The organism is Clostridium rectalis (genome assembly GCF_900626095.1).
GTDB lineage: Bacteria > Bacillota > Clostridia > Clostridiales > Clostridiaceae > Clostridium_AS > Clostridium_AS rectalis.
In genome coordinates, this window is record NZ_UYZZ01000012.1 from 19,317 (window position 1) to 35,249 (window position 15,933).

General features: G+C 27.0%; 14 protein-coding genes. 3 read left to right on the plus strand and 11 right to left on the minus strand.

The genetic code is table 11. The features are described from left to right. Positions 1-212: 212 nt before the first annotated feature. From clpB to EJL03_RS14665, 6 genes are all read right to left on the minus strand, one after another. A complete protein-coding gene (gene clpB, locus EJL03_RS14640) occupies positions 213-2,816 on the minus strand; it encodes an ATP-dependent chaperone ClpB (RefSeq protein WP_125154717.1) in 2,604 nt (867 codons plus the stop codon). Positions 2,817-3,208: 392 nt separating this feature from the next. Next, positions 3,209-4,459, minus strand: coding sequence for a helix-turn-helix domain-containing protein (locus EJL03_RS14645; RefSeq protein WP_125154718.1), 1,251 nt, complete (start codon positions 4,457-4,459; stop codon positions 3,209-3,211). 17 nt (positions 4,460-4,476) lie between these two features. Further along, the gene (locus tag EJL03_RS14650; protein WP_125154753.1) at positions 4,477-5,781 is read right to left on the minus strand and encodes a helix-turn-helix domain-containing protein; all 1,305 of its coding nucleotides are present in this window, start codon (positions 5,779-5,781) and stop codon (positions 4,477-4,479) included. Positions 5,782-5,991: 210 nt separating this feature from the next. Continuing rightward, positions 5,992-6,156: a YtxH domain-containing protein gene (locus tag EJL03_RS14655; RefSeq protein WP_125154719.1), complete on the minus strand. Its 165-nt coding sequence runs from the start codon at positions 6,154-6,156 to the stop codon at positions 5,992-5,994. 87 nt (positions 6,157-6,243) lie between these two features. Further along, positions 6,244-7,182, minus strand: a complete 939-nt coding sequence (locus EJL03_RS14660) for a ribonuclease H1 domain-containing protein (RefSeq protein ID WP_125154720.1) — start codon at positions 7,180-7,182, stop codon at positions 6,244-6,246. 137 nt (positions 7,183-7,319) lie between these two features. Then, positions 7,320-8,339 carry a YkvA family protein gene (locus EJL03_RS14665; RefSeq protein WP_125154721.1) on the minus strand — a complete coding sequence of 340 codons (1,020 nt, stop codon included), beginning with the start codon at positions 8,337-8,339 and terminating at the stop codon, positions 7,320-7,322. A 407-nt stretch (positions 8,340-8,746) separates the two neighbouring features. Here EJL03_RS14665 and EJL03_RS14670 point away from each other — a divergent pair, with 407 nt between their 5' ends. Beyond that, positions 8,747-10,501, plus strand: a complete 1,755-nt coding sequence (locus tag EJL03_RS14670) for an ATP-dependent metallopeptidase FtsH/Yme1/Tma family protein (RefSeq protein WP_125154722.1) — start codon at positions 8,747-8,749, stop codon at positions 10,499-10,501. A 59-nt stretch (positions 10,502-10,560) separates the two neighbouring features. Here the strand turns inward: EJL03_RS14670 and EJL03_RS14675 are convergent, their stop codons facing one another. From EJL03_RS14675 to EJL03_RS14685, 3 genes are all read right to left on the minus strand, one after another. After that, positions 10,561-11,565 (minus strand): rhomboid family intramembrane serine protease, encoded by a 1,005-nt coding sequence (locus EJL03_RS14675; RefSeq protein ID WP_206427381.1) that lies wholly within the window; start codon positions 11,563-11,565, stop codon positions 10,561-10,563. Positions 11,566-11,729: 164 nt separating this feature from the next. Beyond that, positions 11,730-12,788 (minus strand): HD-GYP domain-containing protein, encoded by a 1,059-nt coding sequence (locus EJL03_RS14680; protein ID WP_125154723.1) that lies wholly within the window; start codon positions 12,786-12,788, stop codon positions 11,730-11,732. Positions 12,789-12,921: 133 nt separating this feature from the next. Next, on the minus strand, positions 12,922-13,320 hold the full coding sequence (locus EJL03_RS14685) for a DUF6762 family protein (protein WP_125154724.1): 399 nt from the start codon (positions 13,318-13,320) through the stop codon (positions 12,922-12,924). 100 nt (positions 13,321-13,420) lie between these two features. Between EJL03_RS14685 and EJL03_RS14690 the strand changes: the two genes are divergently transcribed. After that, positions 13,421-13,747, plus strand: a complete 327-nt coding sequence (locus tag EJL03_RS14690; RefSeq protein WP_125154725.1) for a hypothetical protein — start codon at positions 13,421-13,423, stop codon at positions 13,745-13,747. A gap of 16 nt (positions 13,748-13,763) precedes the next feature. On the opposite strand, the gene EJL03_RS14695 is transcribed toward EJL03_RS14690, so the two are convergent. Beyond that, positions 13,764-14,183: a Fur family transcriptional regulator gene (locus tag EJL03_RS14695; protein ID WP_125154726.1), complete on the minus strand. Its 420-nt coding sequence runs from the start codon at positions 14,181-14,183 to the stop codon at positions 13,764-13,766. 66 nt (positions 14,184-14,249) lie between these two features. Further along, a complete protein-coding gene (locus EJL03_RS14700; protein WP_125154727.1) occupies positions 14,250-14,801 on the minus strand; it encodes a manganese efflux pump in 552 nt (183 codons plus the stop codon). 169 nt (positions 14,802-14,970) lie between these two features. Between EJL03_RS14700 and EJL03_RS14705 the strand changes: the two genes are divergently transcribed. Beyond that, positions 14,971-15,915, plus strand: a complete 945-nt coding sequence (locus EJL03_RS14705; protein WP_125154728.1) for a transposase — start codon at positions 14,971-14,973, stop codon at positions 15,913-15,915. Positions 15,916-15,933: the final 18 nt, after the last annotated feature.

The window sequence follows — 15,933 nt, forward strand, 5'->3', positions numbered from 1 at the left end:
CTTTAATTTTTATCTTATTTTTAAAATTTTTATAGAAACAAATCTAATTCTAAGTATTTTAGGGATAGAGCATTATTTAAACTGATTTTTAAAAAATTTTATTGTGACATATCTTTTATTTTTTTAATTTAAGATTAATAAACGCTTCAAAAAAAGAGCCTATAGTTTAAAACTTTCAAATTATAAGCTCTTTTTTACTTTTAATCAATATTTTATTTTACTCTTTCTATTTTGATATTTTCTCCATCTGCATCCACACCTACAGTTGTTTCTTCAAATATTTCTCCCTTTATTATCTTTTTAGCAATATCCGTTTCCAAGGTATTTTCTATATATCTTTTTAAAGGTCTTGCTCCATAAACTGGGTCATATCCTTCTTTAGCCATAAGCTCTTTGGCACTTTCTGTTACTATAAGTGAAATATTTTTTTCTTTCAATCTATTTTCTATATCTTTTAAGAATATATCTATTATCTTAGTTATCTCATTATTTGTTAATGGCTTAAACATAATAATATCATCTAATCTATTCAAAAACTCTGGTTTAAATCTAGATTTTAATTCATTCATAACCCTATTTCTTATGTTTTCCTCTATTCCATTTTCATATGTGTTATCTAATAGATAATTACTTCCTATATTTGATGTCATTATTATTATACAATTTTTAAAATCTACAGTCTTTCCTTTATTATCAGTAAGTCTGCCGTCATCTAATATCTGAAGGAATATATTAAAAACATCATCGTGAGCTTTTTCAATTTCATCAAATAAAATAACAGAATAAGGCTTTCTTCTAACAGCTTCTGTAAGTTGCCCTCCCTCTTCATAACCAACATATCCTGGAGGGGCTCCAATAAGTCTAGAAACAGAATATTTTTCCATATACTCAGACATATCTATTCTTATTATATTTTCTTCACTATCAAATAGATTTCTTGCTAATGTTTTTGCAAGTTCAGTTTTTCCTACTCCTGTGGGGCCTAAAAATATAAATGAACCAATAGGCCTTCTCGGATCTTTCATACCTGCCCTAGCTCTTATTACTGCGTTTGAAACAGCCTTTACTGCTTCCTCTTGCCCTATTACCCTACTTCTAAGCTCATCTTCAAGTCTTAATAATTTCTTTTTCTCGCCCTCTATAAGATTAGATACTGGTATACCAGTCCAATTTGATATTATTTGAGAAATCTCCTCTTCTGTGACTTCTTCCTTTAGCATATTTCCTTGTTGCTTTTCACTAATTTCATGCTCTTTTTCCTTAATTTGATTTTCCACTGTAGGTATTACACCATATTTTAACTCTGCAACTTTGTTTAAATCATACTCTCTTTCTGCCTTCTCAAGCATACCTCTTGCTTCATCTAACTGAGCCTTTAAATTTCTAATAGAAACTATTTGTTCTTTTTCTTTTTCGTATTTTGAAGTTAACTCATTATCCTTATCCTTTAGTTCACTTAATTCTTTTTCTAAAACCTTAAGTCTTTCTTGTGACTTAGTATCTTTCTCTTTTGATAAGGCCTCTTTTTCAATTTCCATTTGAAATATTTTTCTTTTTATAATATCCATATCTGTAGGCATGCTATCTATTTCTGATCTTATCATAGCACCTGCTTCATCTATTAAATCTATTGCTTTATCTGGAAGATATCTATCTGTTATATATCTACTAGACAATTTTGCCGCAGCAACTATAGCTGAATCATGTATTCTAACTCCATGATGTATTTCAAATCTTTCTTTTAACCCTCTAAGTATAGATATAGTATCTTCTACAGAAGGCTCATCTATAATTACTGGTTGGAATCTTCTCTCTAAGGCCTTATCCTTTTCTATATATTGTCTATACTCATCAAAAGTTGTTGCACCTATACAATGAAGTTCACCTCTTGCAAGCATTGGTTTTATAAGATTTCCAGCATCCATGGCTCCTTCAGTTTTTCCCGCTCCAACTATTGTATGAATTTCATCTATAAATAATATTATCTTTCCTTCACTTTTTTCAACTTCTTTTAAAACGGCTTTTAATCTCTCCTCAAATTCTCCTCTAAATTTAGCACCTGCAATTAATGCACCCATATCAAGTGAAAAGATTATTTTATCTTTAAGCCCTTCTGGTATATCACCTCTTACAATCCTTTCTGCCAATCCTTCTATAATTGCTGTTTTACCAACACCAGGTTCTCCTATGAGTACAGGGTTATTTTTCGTCCTTCTAGAAAGTATTCTAACAACCCTTCTTATTTCTTCATCTCTTCCTATTACTGGATCTAATTTATGCTTCTTAGCTTCTTCAATTAAGTTTGTTCCATATTTAACCAATGCCTCATATGTGCCTTCTGGATCGTTATTATCAACCCTTTGATTTCCTCTTACTTGAGCTAATATATTCATAAAATTATCTTTATTAATGCTAAACATATTAATTAATCTTCCAACTGCGCCTTTTTTATCTACATCCATCATTGCAAGCATTACATGTTCTACACTAATATAAGAATCTTTAAAATCCTTAGCAATTTTTTCTGCTTTAACAAAAATTTCTTCAAACCTTCTAGTAGCATAAACATTAGAGCTTTGAGCCCCTTCTCCCAAAACCTTAGGCATTTTATCTAATTCTTTATTTGTTTCTTCATTTAACTGCTTTAAATTAACACCCATTTTCTCAAAAATATTTGGTATCAATCCATCCTCTTGAGAAATAAGTGCTGAGAAAAGATGAATTGCATCTAATTGTTGGTGATTGTATTTAACAGCTACAGCATGTGCCTCATTAATAGATTGCTGAACTTTTAATGTCAATTTCTCTATATCCATAACTATTATTCCTCCTTTTACTAGAAAACTCCTTATATATTATTTTCTCTTAAGATAATAATATTAATCATAATTTTTCTATCTTTTATTTTAACCCAATATTTAGGTATGGAGCATTATTTCAGCTTAGAATATACATGAAAAATTATAAACTACTTACTTAAGTATAAATAATTAAACAATAATACATTTAATCTTTATGCTCTGTCCCTTATTTCTATAAGTAAATATTATTATATTGGTCAAAGAAAGTCAAAGTCTATTTTCCGTTAGAATTCTTAGAAAACCCGATTATATTGAAGAAATTCTTAAATAATCTTAAAATGTAAAAAAATAAGAAGGTACTGCAGTTTTTTTTGCAATATCTCCTTATTTTTTTTATATAAGTATTTCTATATTTTTTTATGTAAATTAATTGCTAAGTTAAAATACTTTATAGCTTCCGATGTATTATTCATCTTATAGTACATAGTCCCCATCTCCATATATCTTTTATATATATCTTTTTTGCTTCCAAATTTAAGCAATGCATCTAAAGATAAATTCATATACATTTCTTCAGAAACTAATTCATCTTTCTTACCTAGCAAAAGAGCTTTATAGTGATATGCCTTTTCTATATATATCATGTTATCTAAATTTATAGCATAATTTATAACTTCATCATTTACTTTCTCTGCTTCATCAATTATATTATTTTTTAGAAGTTCTTCAACACACATAAGCATAAAACTAACTATTTTATTTTGTTTTTCTCTTGGATGACACTTTAAAGCTTTGTTTATATATTCAATTCCTTTTTCCTTCATTTTTACAGTAAACATAGCAGTAGCATAGTTAAATATTGCCTTAGATTTATGAATATCATTATCCCCATACAAATCGTAGGATTTCTTTTCAAATTTACTAAACTCTACTATATTACCTCTTATAGCTAAAACAGCCATCATATGATAGGCATCAGCTTTTTTTATGTCATCTTGAAAATATTCTATATAATTATCAAGAACCTTGCAAACTTTATAAGCCTTTTCATAATCTTCTAGCATTAAATAACAAGCACATTCATTAAATGTAGCTTTAGCTAATATATTGTTTTTATCTTTTTTTATAGCCTCAGTTCTTATTGTATTATAATAACCTGCTGCTTGTACAAATTCTTGAGAATTGTATAAATATCTAGCAATATCCATGTAATAAGTCATTTGGTTATCATCTGATTTAGATTTTAAGCACAAGTCATAATACTTGGGAATTAACACCTGAAGTTTTTCACAATTTCCACTATCTATATTAAAGCTAAAAATCATATGCATTATTGAAAAAGCTTCTTTATAGTATTTATATTCCTCTGCATAGGATAGATTATACTCTAATTGTTGTTCATAATCTGATTTCTTATTACTTTTTATTATTCCTATGTTCTTTTTTATTTGGCTTTTTACATCATCTTTTAAATAATTCACATCTAAATCTAATTTTTCAGCCACAAGCTCTAATATCCAATCCTCTGGTATAACTTTATTATTTTCTATACAACTCATTTTTGAAACGGATATTTTGTCCCCACAAATATACTTTAAAGTATATCCTTTGTAAATTCTAGCTCTTCTAATTTTTTCTCCAGTAGACAATATTTCCATAATTATTCACCTATCCATTAAGACTCCTTTAATATGCCTAATTTCTTAAATAACTCTACGCCATTGTTAAGATATTGTGCCGCTTCTTGGTCTTTGCCATTATCTATATAGAATTTACCTATCATTATAGATATTTCAGCAGCTTCTTTTAAGTAGTCCATATTTTTAACAAAGTTTAACGCCAATAACAATGTATTTTCAGCTTCCTTTAAGTTACCTTCTAGCATTTCAACTCTGTATTTTAACAAATAGTACTGAATTAACGCATCATGATCTCCATCCTCAAGATTTTCTACTACTTCTTCAAGTATTTTTTTAGAATTTTCTATGTCTTTTAATTTTATATAATTTTCGCAAATATTTACTAAGGTTTCTATTATTTTAGAATCCTTTATAGTCTTTCTAAGTTCCCTAGCTTTATTTAAATGCACAAAAGACTCCTCTAAATTTTCGAATTCATAAAATAATTTACCTAGATTATTTTCTATTTCAGCTACATATAACTGATCATCTATTTCATTAAATAAATCTAATGTCTTCCTAGAATACTTAATAGCACTATCTATATCTCCTTTTTTGTTATACTGTTCTGCTAACATAAGAAGTGTATTTGCATATTCATTTTTGTTATTAAGTTGTTTAAACTTTTCTTTAGCAAGAAATGAATAATTTATAGCTTTTTCTGTATTCTCTAGTTTAAAATTAGTGTAAGCCATATAATAATAGATTTCTCCTAATAAAAAATCGTTACCTATATCATTGTCCTTATACACCTTTTCTCCTTGTTGAAAATAACTACATGAAGAATGATAAGCTTTAAGTTCTAGAGTTATTTTACCTAAATTCATAAATGTATTTATAATTTCTTCTGATTTATTATTTTTTATAAAAATCACATTCGCTGATAAGAAGAATTGTTGGGCTAATGCCATTTCTCCTTTTGCCATGTATATTTTTCCTCTTAAATATAAATTTTTAGCTTTTCTATATTCTAAACTATACTTTTCGGCATAGTATAAAGCTTTTTCAACATATTGCTCACCTAGTGAAAGATCATTATTAAAAACATATGATTCAGCTATATTTTCAAAGTATGTACATATTTTTTCCGCTTGGGTTTCCTCAGACTCCATTAAATATTCTACTGAAGTATTTAATGAATCTGCTAAATATTCTAACAAATCCATGCTTGGATTAGACTTTCCAGATTCTACAAGGCTTATTTGTCCTGGAGTTATTCTATCTCCCGCTAAATCTTTTAAAGTCATGTTTAATTCTTTTCTTCTTCTTTTAATTTTTTCACCTAGAGACAATATTTCCATAGTCCACTCTTCCTTTACCTCATAATTACAAAGAATAAATTTAACCATATTTAATTATCCTTCAAATTCTGTTTATATTATAACATATTTTTGATAAGTATATTAAAATTTTCAAAAAATATCTTATTTTTTAGTACTTCTAGATAAATAATATAAAAAAAGGACAGATCCTTTAGAATCCATCCTTTATTACTAATTTACATGTACATTTTACTTTACCATTTTAACCATATTATCATATGCTTCATTAGCTGCACTTCTCATATTTCTTTTAGCTCTTCTTATTCTTCTTTTTGTACTTTTATCAAATTGTGGTGCAAATAACATAGCTGCAGTAGCTCCTAATACCATTCCTGTTAATAATTTCTTTTGCATAGTCTCTCACCTCTTATTTATATTTGTTTTATGATTAGATTATGCATTTTTACGTTTTTTACTCAAGGAACTTTTATGAAACTTTTTTTATCTGCATTTTATAATATTTAGTAATAATTCATCTTTAACTTCAGGATCCAATGTATTTATATATTGTCGAGCACTCTCTTCGCTCTCTTGTATTAAATTTTTTATTATATTTGTTATTTTAATAAAACTTTTATCATTTATTATTATGTTATCACCCTCACCGTGGTTTTGGCAATGGTTAGTAATTTGTATATTTTGATGATATTCTGGGCAAATTTTCATTATTTTTTCTTTTACTTCATTATTAAGAACTTTTATAATTTCCCTTTTTAATAATTTTTTCACTACACCTGGTACAGTTACTCCCGCAGCTAACTTGGCTAATTCATCCACTATTTCATTATATATATCGCCTGTATGACTATCTACCTTTACAAAAATTATATTTAAATTTTTATTTTTCATAAAGTCATTCATTATATTAAAATATTTTTCTGAAGATTTCTCTCTTCTTTCCCATTGTCCTGTAGCATGATGACAGATTCCTTCATAGTCATGAAATAATACAAGTTTTCTTTCTTTTTTGTCAACTGCATACTCTGCAGATTTAACTGCTGCCTTTAATTCACCAGCAATTTGCCTTAAATCTTTCTTACTATTATCTTCTGCCACACCGTTTTCAGCATATAATATCACATCGTTTTTTACTATAACATAAGCATAAGAATACTTTTCTGTGGCTGCATTAAAGCTTCCATCAACATAAGCATGCATAATATCTAACGGATACTCATCTACGCCTTTTTTTAATAGCTTATTTTTAGAATTTAAAAACTTTTCTGCCTCTTCCCTACTGAAAAAACTTTTATATGCGGCACCTTTTACTCCCTTAACATACTTTAAGCATTCATTCCAAGAACTTACTATAATATTTTCAATTTTTTTATTATTTTCAAAATCAAATCCTAATTTTATTGCATACACTTTTTTTCCCACAATAAAAACCTCATTTCTTCTGCTTATATGTGTGTAATTCCCTAATAAACTAATTTTTCATATAATTATTAAACTTATTAGGACACTTTTCTTCATTAAATATAAAGATGAATTTTTTAAATAAATCTTAAGTAGAATTAATAATTTTGAATAACAACTTTTCTTTCATTATATTTTTTCTTTTTTCCCATATTTGTTTCTTCAACCTGGTCATCTTTCTTTAATTTTTTGCTTCCTTCAAGTATTCCTTTTATAGCATATATAAGTTTTGCTATATTTTCTGACCCTACTACTTCAGATATATATTTTACTCCTTCTTTAATTATAATTATTATATCTTCTTCTCCAGCCCAATTTTCCAGTATAACTTCTTGTGATACCTCACTCATAATCATATTTAATCCATAAAAAGCTACAGCTATATCATCTATCCTTCCTATAAAAGGTATAAAATCTGGTAATATATCAAAAGGCATTGCCAAATATCCTATAACTGCCATAGCCTTAATCTTAGTTTTAATCCCCACTCTTTTATCTTTAAATATTCTCCATAGTAAAGCTACTATGTCTGGTACAACCATTGCATACTTCATTACATTTTCATATTTATTTGATACTTTTTTATTTAATTCATTTCTAAAATTATAATAACTATCTTTACACATTCCTTGGTTACTTCTTTTTTCTGTATCTTTATTTACTTTTTTCTTATTTTCTGAATACATTAAGTCCTCAACTTCAGCTTCTATAAATCCATTCATAATTTTTATGCTACGTAATTTAAAATACACATACGGTATAAACTTTGATACTAAGCTTAAATCTAGTTTTATATTATCTTTGTCAACTTGTATTCCATATTCACTGAATTCCTTTAACACCTTTTTTAAAGTAAAATTTTTAATTCTCTTTAGTATTCCAATTTTAGCTACACTAATATTTAATATTTTTATATTTACTATATTTCCCCTTATACTACCTATACCAAGCCTTACTTTGAAAGGTATATTTATTCCCTTTTTATAAGTTCCCTCCAGAATTATAAGTTCACTAATTTTTATTTTTTCAAAAGAAAGTCCTTCTATTTTTATGTACTCTTTCATTATATTTATTATATCTTTTTCTGTTAAAACAGCCTTAACTGTAGATATCTTCATAAAACCCCTCCCATTTTATCACAAATCTCCTATGCTTTTTAAAAGGTTATATATAAAGTATACATTAAATTATAATTTCTGCAATAGTTGGGGACAGAGCCTTTCCATCTTACCTGTCAATGATTTATTAAGGGACAGAGCTTCATTTAATATTTAAAATTATAGGGGACAGAGCCTACAAACTATACCTACCATTTTTTAGGTACAGAGCTTATATTTTATTATAAAAATCATAGATTGGGATCTAGTAAAAAAAATTCATTGCTAATTGTAGTAATGATTTTTATGGATATATATCAAGAAATTACTATAGAAAATTTTATGATTTTCATTGGACTTAAATAAAAAATTGATATAACATTATTCACATAAATTAAATATTTAAAATAAAGTTAATGGGGGTTTTTATGAAAAATAAAATAAAGAAAAAACATATAATTTTTCCAATAATTACTGCCGTGCTCTCTTTAACTCTAATGTTATTGGTTAACTATAACTTTAATTCATTAAAAAATAAGAACTATGTTGATTTCTTATCTGATTTATCTAGTAAAAAAGTTTCCACTGTATATTTCACAAATACGCCTAAAATAAAGGTTAAATTATCTGACGGCAAAATTTATGAGACAGATAATCCTAGAATAGATAACTTTAAAGAAAATCTTTTAAAACAAGGTGTACAAGTTTTAGAGAATTCTCCTTCTGACATATCTCACTTAATATTTATGACAGCATTTATTATTTCTATAGTTTCCATAATGGGTATTTTGATAAAATCTTCAAGTATACGTTCTAAAGGTATGTTATCTGTAGACTCATTAGATACTGCTGCTATTAGTGACCTTCCATTCACTTTTAATGATGTAGCAGGAAACGAAGAAGCTAAAGAAAGTGTACAAGATATCGTAGACTTTCTTAAAAATCCAGAAAAATATAATTCCTATGGTGCTCGAATGCCTAAAGGGGTTATTTTATATGGTGAACCTGGAACTGGTAAAACTCTTTTAGCCAAAGCAGTTGCTGGAGAAGCTAATGTTCCATTTTATGCAATGTCTGGTTCGGATTTTATACAAGTTTATGTTGGTGTAGGAGCTAGTAGAATTAGACAATTATTCAAAAAAGCAAAATCTCATGGAAAGGCTGTAATATTTATTGATGAAATAGATGCTATTGGTAAAAAAAGAGATAGTGGTAAAACTGGCGGTTCTGATGAAAGAGATCAAACCTTAAATGCTTTACTTACTGAAATGTCAGGATTTAATGAAAAAGACGGCATTGTGGTTATGGCTGCTACTAATAGATTAGATATGCTTGATGAAGCATTATTGAGGCCAGGTAGATTTGATAGACATATAGAAGTATCATTACCAGATTTATCTGCAAGAGAGAAAATTTTATACTTGCATTTAAAAAACAAACCAATAAATGAAATTTCAATAAATGAATGGGCTCAAAAAACTGCATATTTTTCTGGTGCTAAACTTGAAAATTTAATAAATGAAGCAGCTATTATTGCTTGCAAAGAAGAAAGTAAGTACATCGAAAATTCTCACATAGATAAAGCCTTTTCAATCGTCATGGCTGGATATGAGAAACAAAATAGGGATTATATAAAAGAAAAAGATAGGAAAATTACAGCATATCATGAAATTGGCCATGCTTTAGTTTCCTTAAAGGCTTTACCTGAAGATAAAGTTTCAAAGGTTACTATAATTCCAAGCACCAAGGGGGCCGGAGGATATACTTTAAGTATACCCGAAGATAATTTATACACAAATAAAAACTATTTGAAAAAGAGAATTATGGTCTTACTTGGTGGAAGGGCTGCAGAAGAAATTATCTTTGGATCAGAATATATAACCACTGGTGCTCATAATGATTTAAAACATTGTACCAGTATTGCTTTTAATATGATAACTCAATACGGGATGGGTGAAACTTTAGGTCTATTGAATATGGAAGAGCTTATTAATTTAAATATAAACAAAAATAGCATAGTAATTGAATGCAAAAAACTAGTAGATAAATTATATAATGATACTAAAGCATTGCTTTTAAATGAAAGCTGTTTATTGGAAGCAATGACAAATGAGCTTCTGGAAAAAGAAACCCTCCATGCAGAAGATATTAAAAAGTATAGGGACAAAGCATTAAATTTTTAAGCATAATATTAGGGACGGAGCTTAACTATGACCTATTTTTAAGCTCCGTCCCTTAATTTTTACAGCTTTACTTTTTTCCATAATATCATGCTGGATATTAATCCACCTATTAAACCTCCTATATGTCCAAAATTATCAACATTAGAAATTGATATCCCTACTACAAGATTAACAACTATTACAGACATTATATTACTTACAAATTCTTTTCCTATTCTTTCTTTCATTTTTATTGCAAATATTAGAGCTGCACCTAAAAGTCCAAATATAGCTCCAGACGCTCCTATTGAAACACTCTCTGACATCCAATAACTTAATAATGAAGACGTAGTTGCAGATAAAATATATATACAAATATACTTTATTTTCCCATAAATCCTCTCAACTAATGGTCCTAATGTATAAAGCATGTACATGTTTAATCCTAAATGAACTATTCCCCCATGTAAAAATGCACAGGTTATTAACCTATAATATTCTCCTTTTGCTATTAAAAAATTAACTTTTGCTCCTAAAAATATTAGTACATTTATATCACTATCTATTATATTACCAGATAATATAGCAGTAATTATATACATTAATATATTAATTCCTATAATTGTATAAGTTACTTTACTACTATCTTTTAATTTTTCCTTCTTTTTATTTTCACTTTCTATTGTGTAGTTAACATAATATTCAATAATATTAACTATATTCTCATTTCCATTGGTGTATCCAAGAACTCTATTATTTAGATTATTAACTAAAACATAACTTCTCTCACTTATATAATCTAATTTATTTTTTATACTCACTAAATTATTTTCATTAACAAAAATAATTTTTGTTACAAATATATCGGGACGAAGCTTTAATTGATCTATATGCCTTTTTATTAATTCGTCAATAATTTTACTATTATAGTTTTCATTGCAAAACACTATAAGTTCATCATTACTTTCGCCTCCCAGTAACGCCCACGGACTTATAAGTCCCTCATATGCATCATTAATTTCTACTAAATTATAACCTAACCTATTTATAACATTTTGCACTATAAAATTTATTAACTTTTTCATTTAAAATTCTCCTTTAATTCTAATTCAAATCCTCTGTCCCTATAAGTTTTTAAGTTTTTATTACAAAAGGGCTTGACCAAAATTTGGTAAGCCCTTTTAAGTTTTAGTTCATAACATTGTAAATATGAGTTAAAAATAAGAAATATTATCAAGTTTTTAAAATTTCAAACAATAGCTCTTATAACCAAACTAGTATTCTTGAGTAAATCTATTTCATAAAATGGCATACTAGATTTAGTTTCCGCATCATATAATACCCTAATTATAGGTCTATCTGGAAATCCCCTATTTTGTTTTACAACATATCCTTCCTCCCCATTAGATAACCTAACGCAACATCCTAGAGGATATATTGCAAAAGTCTCTTTAAATTTTTTCACTAACTTTTGATCAAAGTTTGTTCCTGAACCTGCTAATATCAACTCATATGCATCATTTGGATTAAATTTCTTTCTATAGCACCTATCATTACTTACGGCATCGTATACATCACAAATGCATACAACCTTAGCAAATTTAGATATGGAGTTTCCCTTTAACCCATATGGATAGCCTAACCCATCAAATCTTTCATGATGTTGTTCAACTATATCAATTATTGAGTTAGGAATAGAAGGATTTTTTCTTAATATTTGCCCCCCATATATGGTATGTTTTTTTATTTCATTAAACTCTTCTTCTGTAAGCTTTCCCTGCTTATTCAAAATTCTATTGGGAATCATAGTTTTCCCGATGTCATGAAGAATAGCTCCCACACCAAGCTCTTTTAATTCTTTCTTGTTAAACTCTGAAGATAATCCTAAAAAAGATGTCATAATACAGGTATCCAATGAATGCATATATGTATAATTATCATAAGTCTTTATATCACTTAAACTTTTATTTACATCACCAAGATCTATTATATATGATACTAATTCCTCCACCGCCCCTAAAGACTGCTTTAATTCTTTTCCATTGCAACTGTGTACATTTTTTATTATATGAGACATACTTTTCATTGTAAACTGCTTTAATTCTGCTAATTGTTCATCCTCTAACTCTACATCCTCTAACCTTACATCCTCCAAATAAATATAAAATACCCCTATATTTTTTAACTTTTTCAAGTAGTTTTTTGTAAGTCTCATACCAGCCCTTAGAAGAATTTTTCCATCACTACTTAAAATATTTTTACCTAAAATTTCCCCTTCTTCAACCCTATTTATAAATTCAAGTCTCATAGTACTACTCCTTAAATATTGTTTGAATTCCTAGCACCAATTGCATATCTAAGTATGATGATATCATAATGATTACAAAAATTAAATACTTAATATATAAGTTTTGAATATAACTACATAGGGAGAAAGTTTATTACATATATTCCTCTTCTTTGTCCTTTATACTTAAAAATACTATATCCATTTCTTTTTTAATAAGACTACAAATTTTTTTCAGCGTATTTTCCATAATCTGATGTTCATGAATAAATCCAAATTCTACTTTCCAAGTTGGATTATATTCATCGTCTACCTCCTCTATTATATAACCATTTTCTTTAAAAACATTTTCATTAAATAAATCAAATATAGCACTGTACTCCCATTCCTCTACGTCCTTATAAGTATTAAAAAACAAATTTATTTTTTCTCCGTCATAATACATTTTACTTATATACTCAGCACCATCCGTTGCCTTATAACTACCAAGTTCTTTTATAAAAAGTCCAGTTTCTTTATCTATTTCCATTAATACTAATGAAGAAAAATCCATTTTAATCCTCCTGTTCTTTTTTTCCAGTTATTTACTAATTACCTTTTTTTGTTTATAATAATAAGTGAGATAATAATTTAATCTTAATTAAGGGGGTATTATGAAAAAATCCAAAAACAAAATTTTTTTAATTTTATTAATAATAATTTTGTCATTAATAAGTTTTATAAAATATAGAGTGGTAACTTATAAATGCAAAGAAGTAACATATGCAGTGGAACGTTATCTTACTGCTGGATTGTTTAACTCCCACAAACTTCATTCAATAAATAATTTTCACCTTAGTTTTTCAGATGGTAACATTGCAGTAGTTAAGGTTATGGGAGTTGAAAAAAAATCACCTCATAAAAAAATAACTTATAATATATTCTTGGAAAAAAATTCAAAAGGAATCTGGAAAGTAAAAAAACTTTACCAGGTTCCTTAAACCTGCTACATATAAACTAATTTTTATTAATACATTCCCTACATATACCCTCTAATTTAAAATTTAAATTATCATCTAATATAGTAAACCCAGTTTTATTTTTTATCATCTGCTCGACTTGCTGCATAGGACAATCTATCTCAACCTCTTTATGGCATATGGTACATTCTAATATATGCTTATGCCTATTATTATTTATAATATAATTATATTTTCCATGTCCTAAATCAAATTTATCTACTATTTTTTTATTTTTAAATAACTCTAATGTTCTATAAACCGTTGATAAATCAATATTTATACTTTTAATTTTACACTCTTCATAAATATATTCTACTGTTAATGCATCTTTACTTTTAGTAAGAATATTAAATATGCTTACTCTTCCTTTAGTTATCTTTATGTTATTTGCTCTTAGGTACTCTTCCGTATTCATCTATATCACCTTACATTTATATTAATATAATTATATCATAAAAGTTGAATATATGTTATTCTTCTGCTAGAAAAACATCATTTTAAATCCGAATAGTATTAAAATAATCCCACCTATGTAATCAGCATATTTACTTATAATTTGAATTCGTTTTAAATATTTTGAGATAATAAAAGCTAAACTAGTTATTACCAATGTAGTGAATCCTATAAACAAAGTATCTTTTAAAATGATTAGATTATTGGGTATATTGTTTAAAGCTGTAAACCCCACTACCATTGCATCAATACTTACGGATATTCCTAATATAAACCACATTCCTGGCTTTAAAAATGTAAGCTCCTCTTTATTATCAATCCCCTCTTTTAACATCAATGCTCCAACTAATATTATTATTATTCCACCAATTATTTCAGGGACAGAGGCTATATATTTATTAAATAAAAAACCGGAATATGCTCCTATAAATGAGAACAAAAACTGAAATGCAGCAAAGGATATTATACAACATATTTTAAAACCTTTAGTTGCAGATTTATTCAATCCTATTGAAATTGCAATCCCAAACGCATCTAGTGACAGAGCTAATGCAATTAATAATAACGAATATAAATCCAACTATTTTCACCTCCATTATAGGGACAGAGTCTTAATTATAATTTATCCTACAGTTAATATATACAAAAGTAATTATTTATATGTTATAAAACTTAAGGTTATTAAAATAAGAATACATTTCTATATTATGGATATAATCATTAATAAAATATAGTAAAGGATGATTTGAGTGCCTAGAATTGCTAGAATAAAAGTTAAAAATGGAATTTATCATGTTAGTATGAGAAGTGTTAGTGATATTAAGCTGTTTAAAAACAACTACGATAAAGATAGATTTTTACATATTCTACATAAATATAAATTAATATTTAAATTTAAAGTATTTTCATATTGTCTAATGAATACACATGCTCACATACTAATACATTCAAATAATTGTGACATAAGTGATATTATGCGTTGTATAAACCAAAGCTATGCCCAGTATTATAATAAAAAATACAATAGAATTGGTCATGTATTTGCAGATAGATTTACAAGTTCTTTAGCTAAAACAGATTTGGATGTGATACTTATGTCCGCATATATTCATAATAATCCTAAAGACATATATGGTTATAAAAATTGTGTTGAGAATTATCCTTATTCCAGTTTTTCAATATTTCTTGGTGAAAAAACTAACAAACTAAACTTAGTAGATTATACATATGTATTAGATTATTTTGATAAAGATTTGATACTTTCCCGTAGTAAATACTATAATCTGGTACAAAATAGACTAATCAGCAATGAAAACGTAAAAAATATTAACCATATTTATGTCAATAAAATACTATTTAAAACAAACCTTATAAAAGCCACTTTTGGAACTAAACGCATACACCCAAAACATATTTTTTCCTATATATATTCTGTAATAAAAAAAGATAATAAATTTCTTATAAATTCAAACAAAAAATCATATAATTATAAGCCCTTATTTGCATTGCTAATAAGGTGTTTTGCAACCTATGAGGATATAGAATTTTTTAAAATAAAATTAAATTCACCCTCATTTTCACAGCTATGTTCCGAAGGATATAATCTTATTTTAAATAATTTTCATTATAAAGAACTCTTTAAAAACTTCTGTTTAAAACATTCCTTAAACTTTGCTAATAATTCTTATTTTTAAAACATTTATTATGGGAAT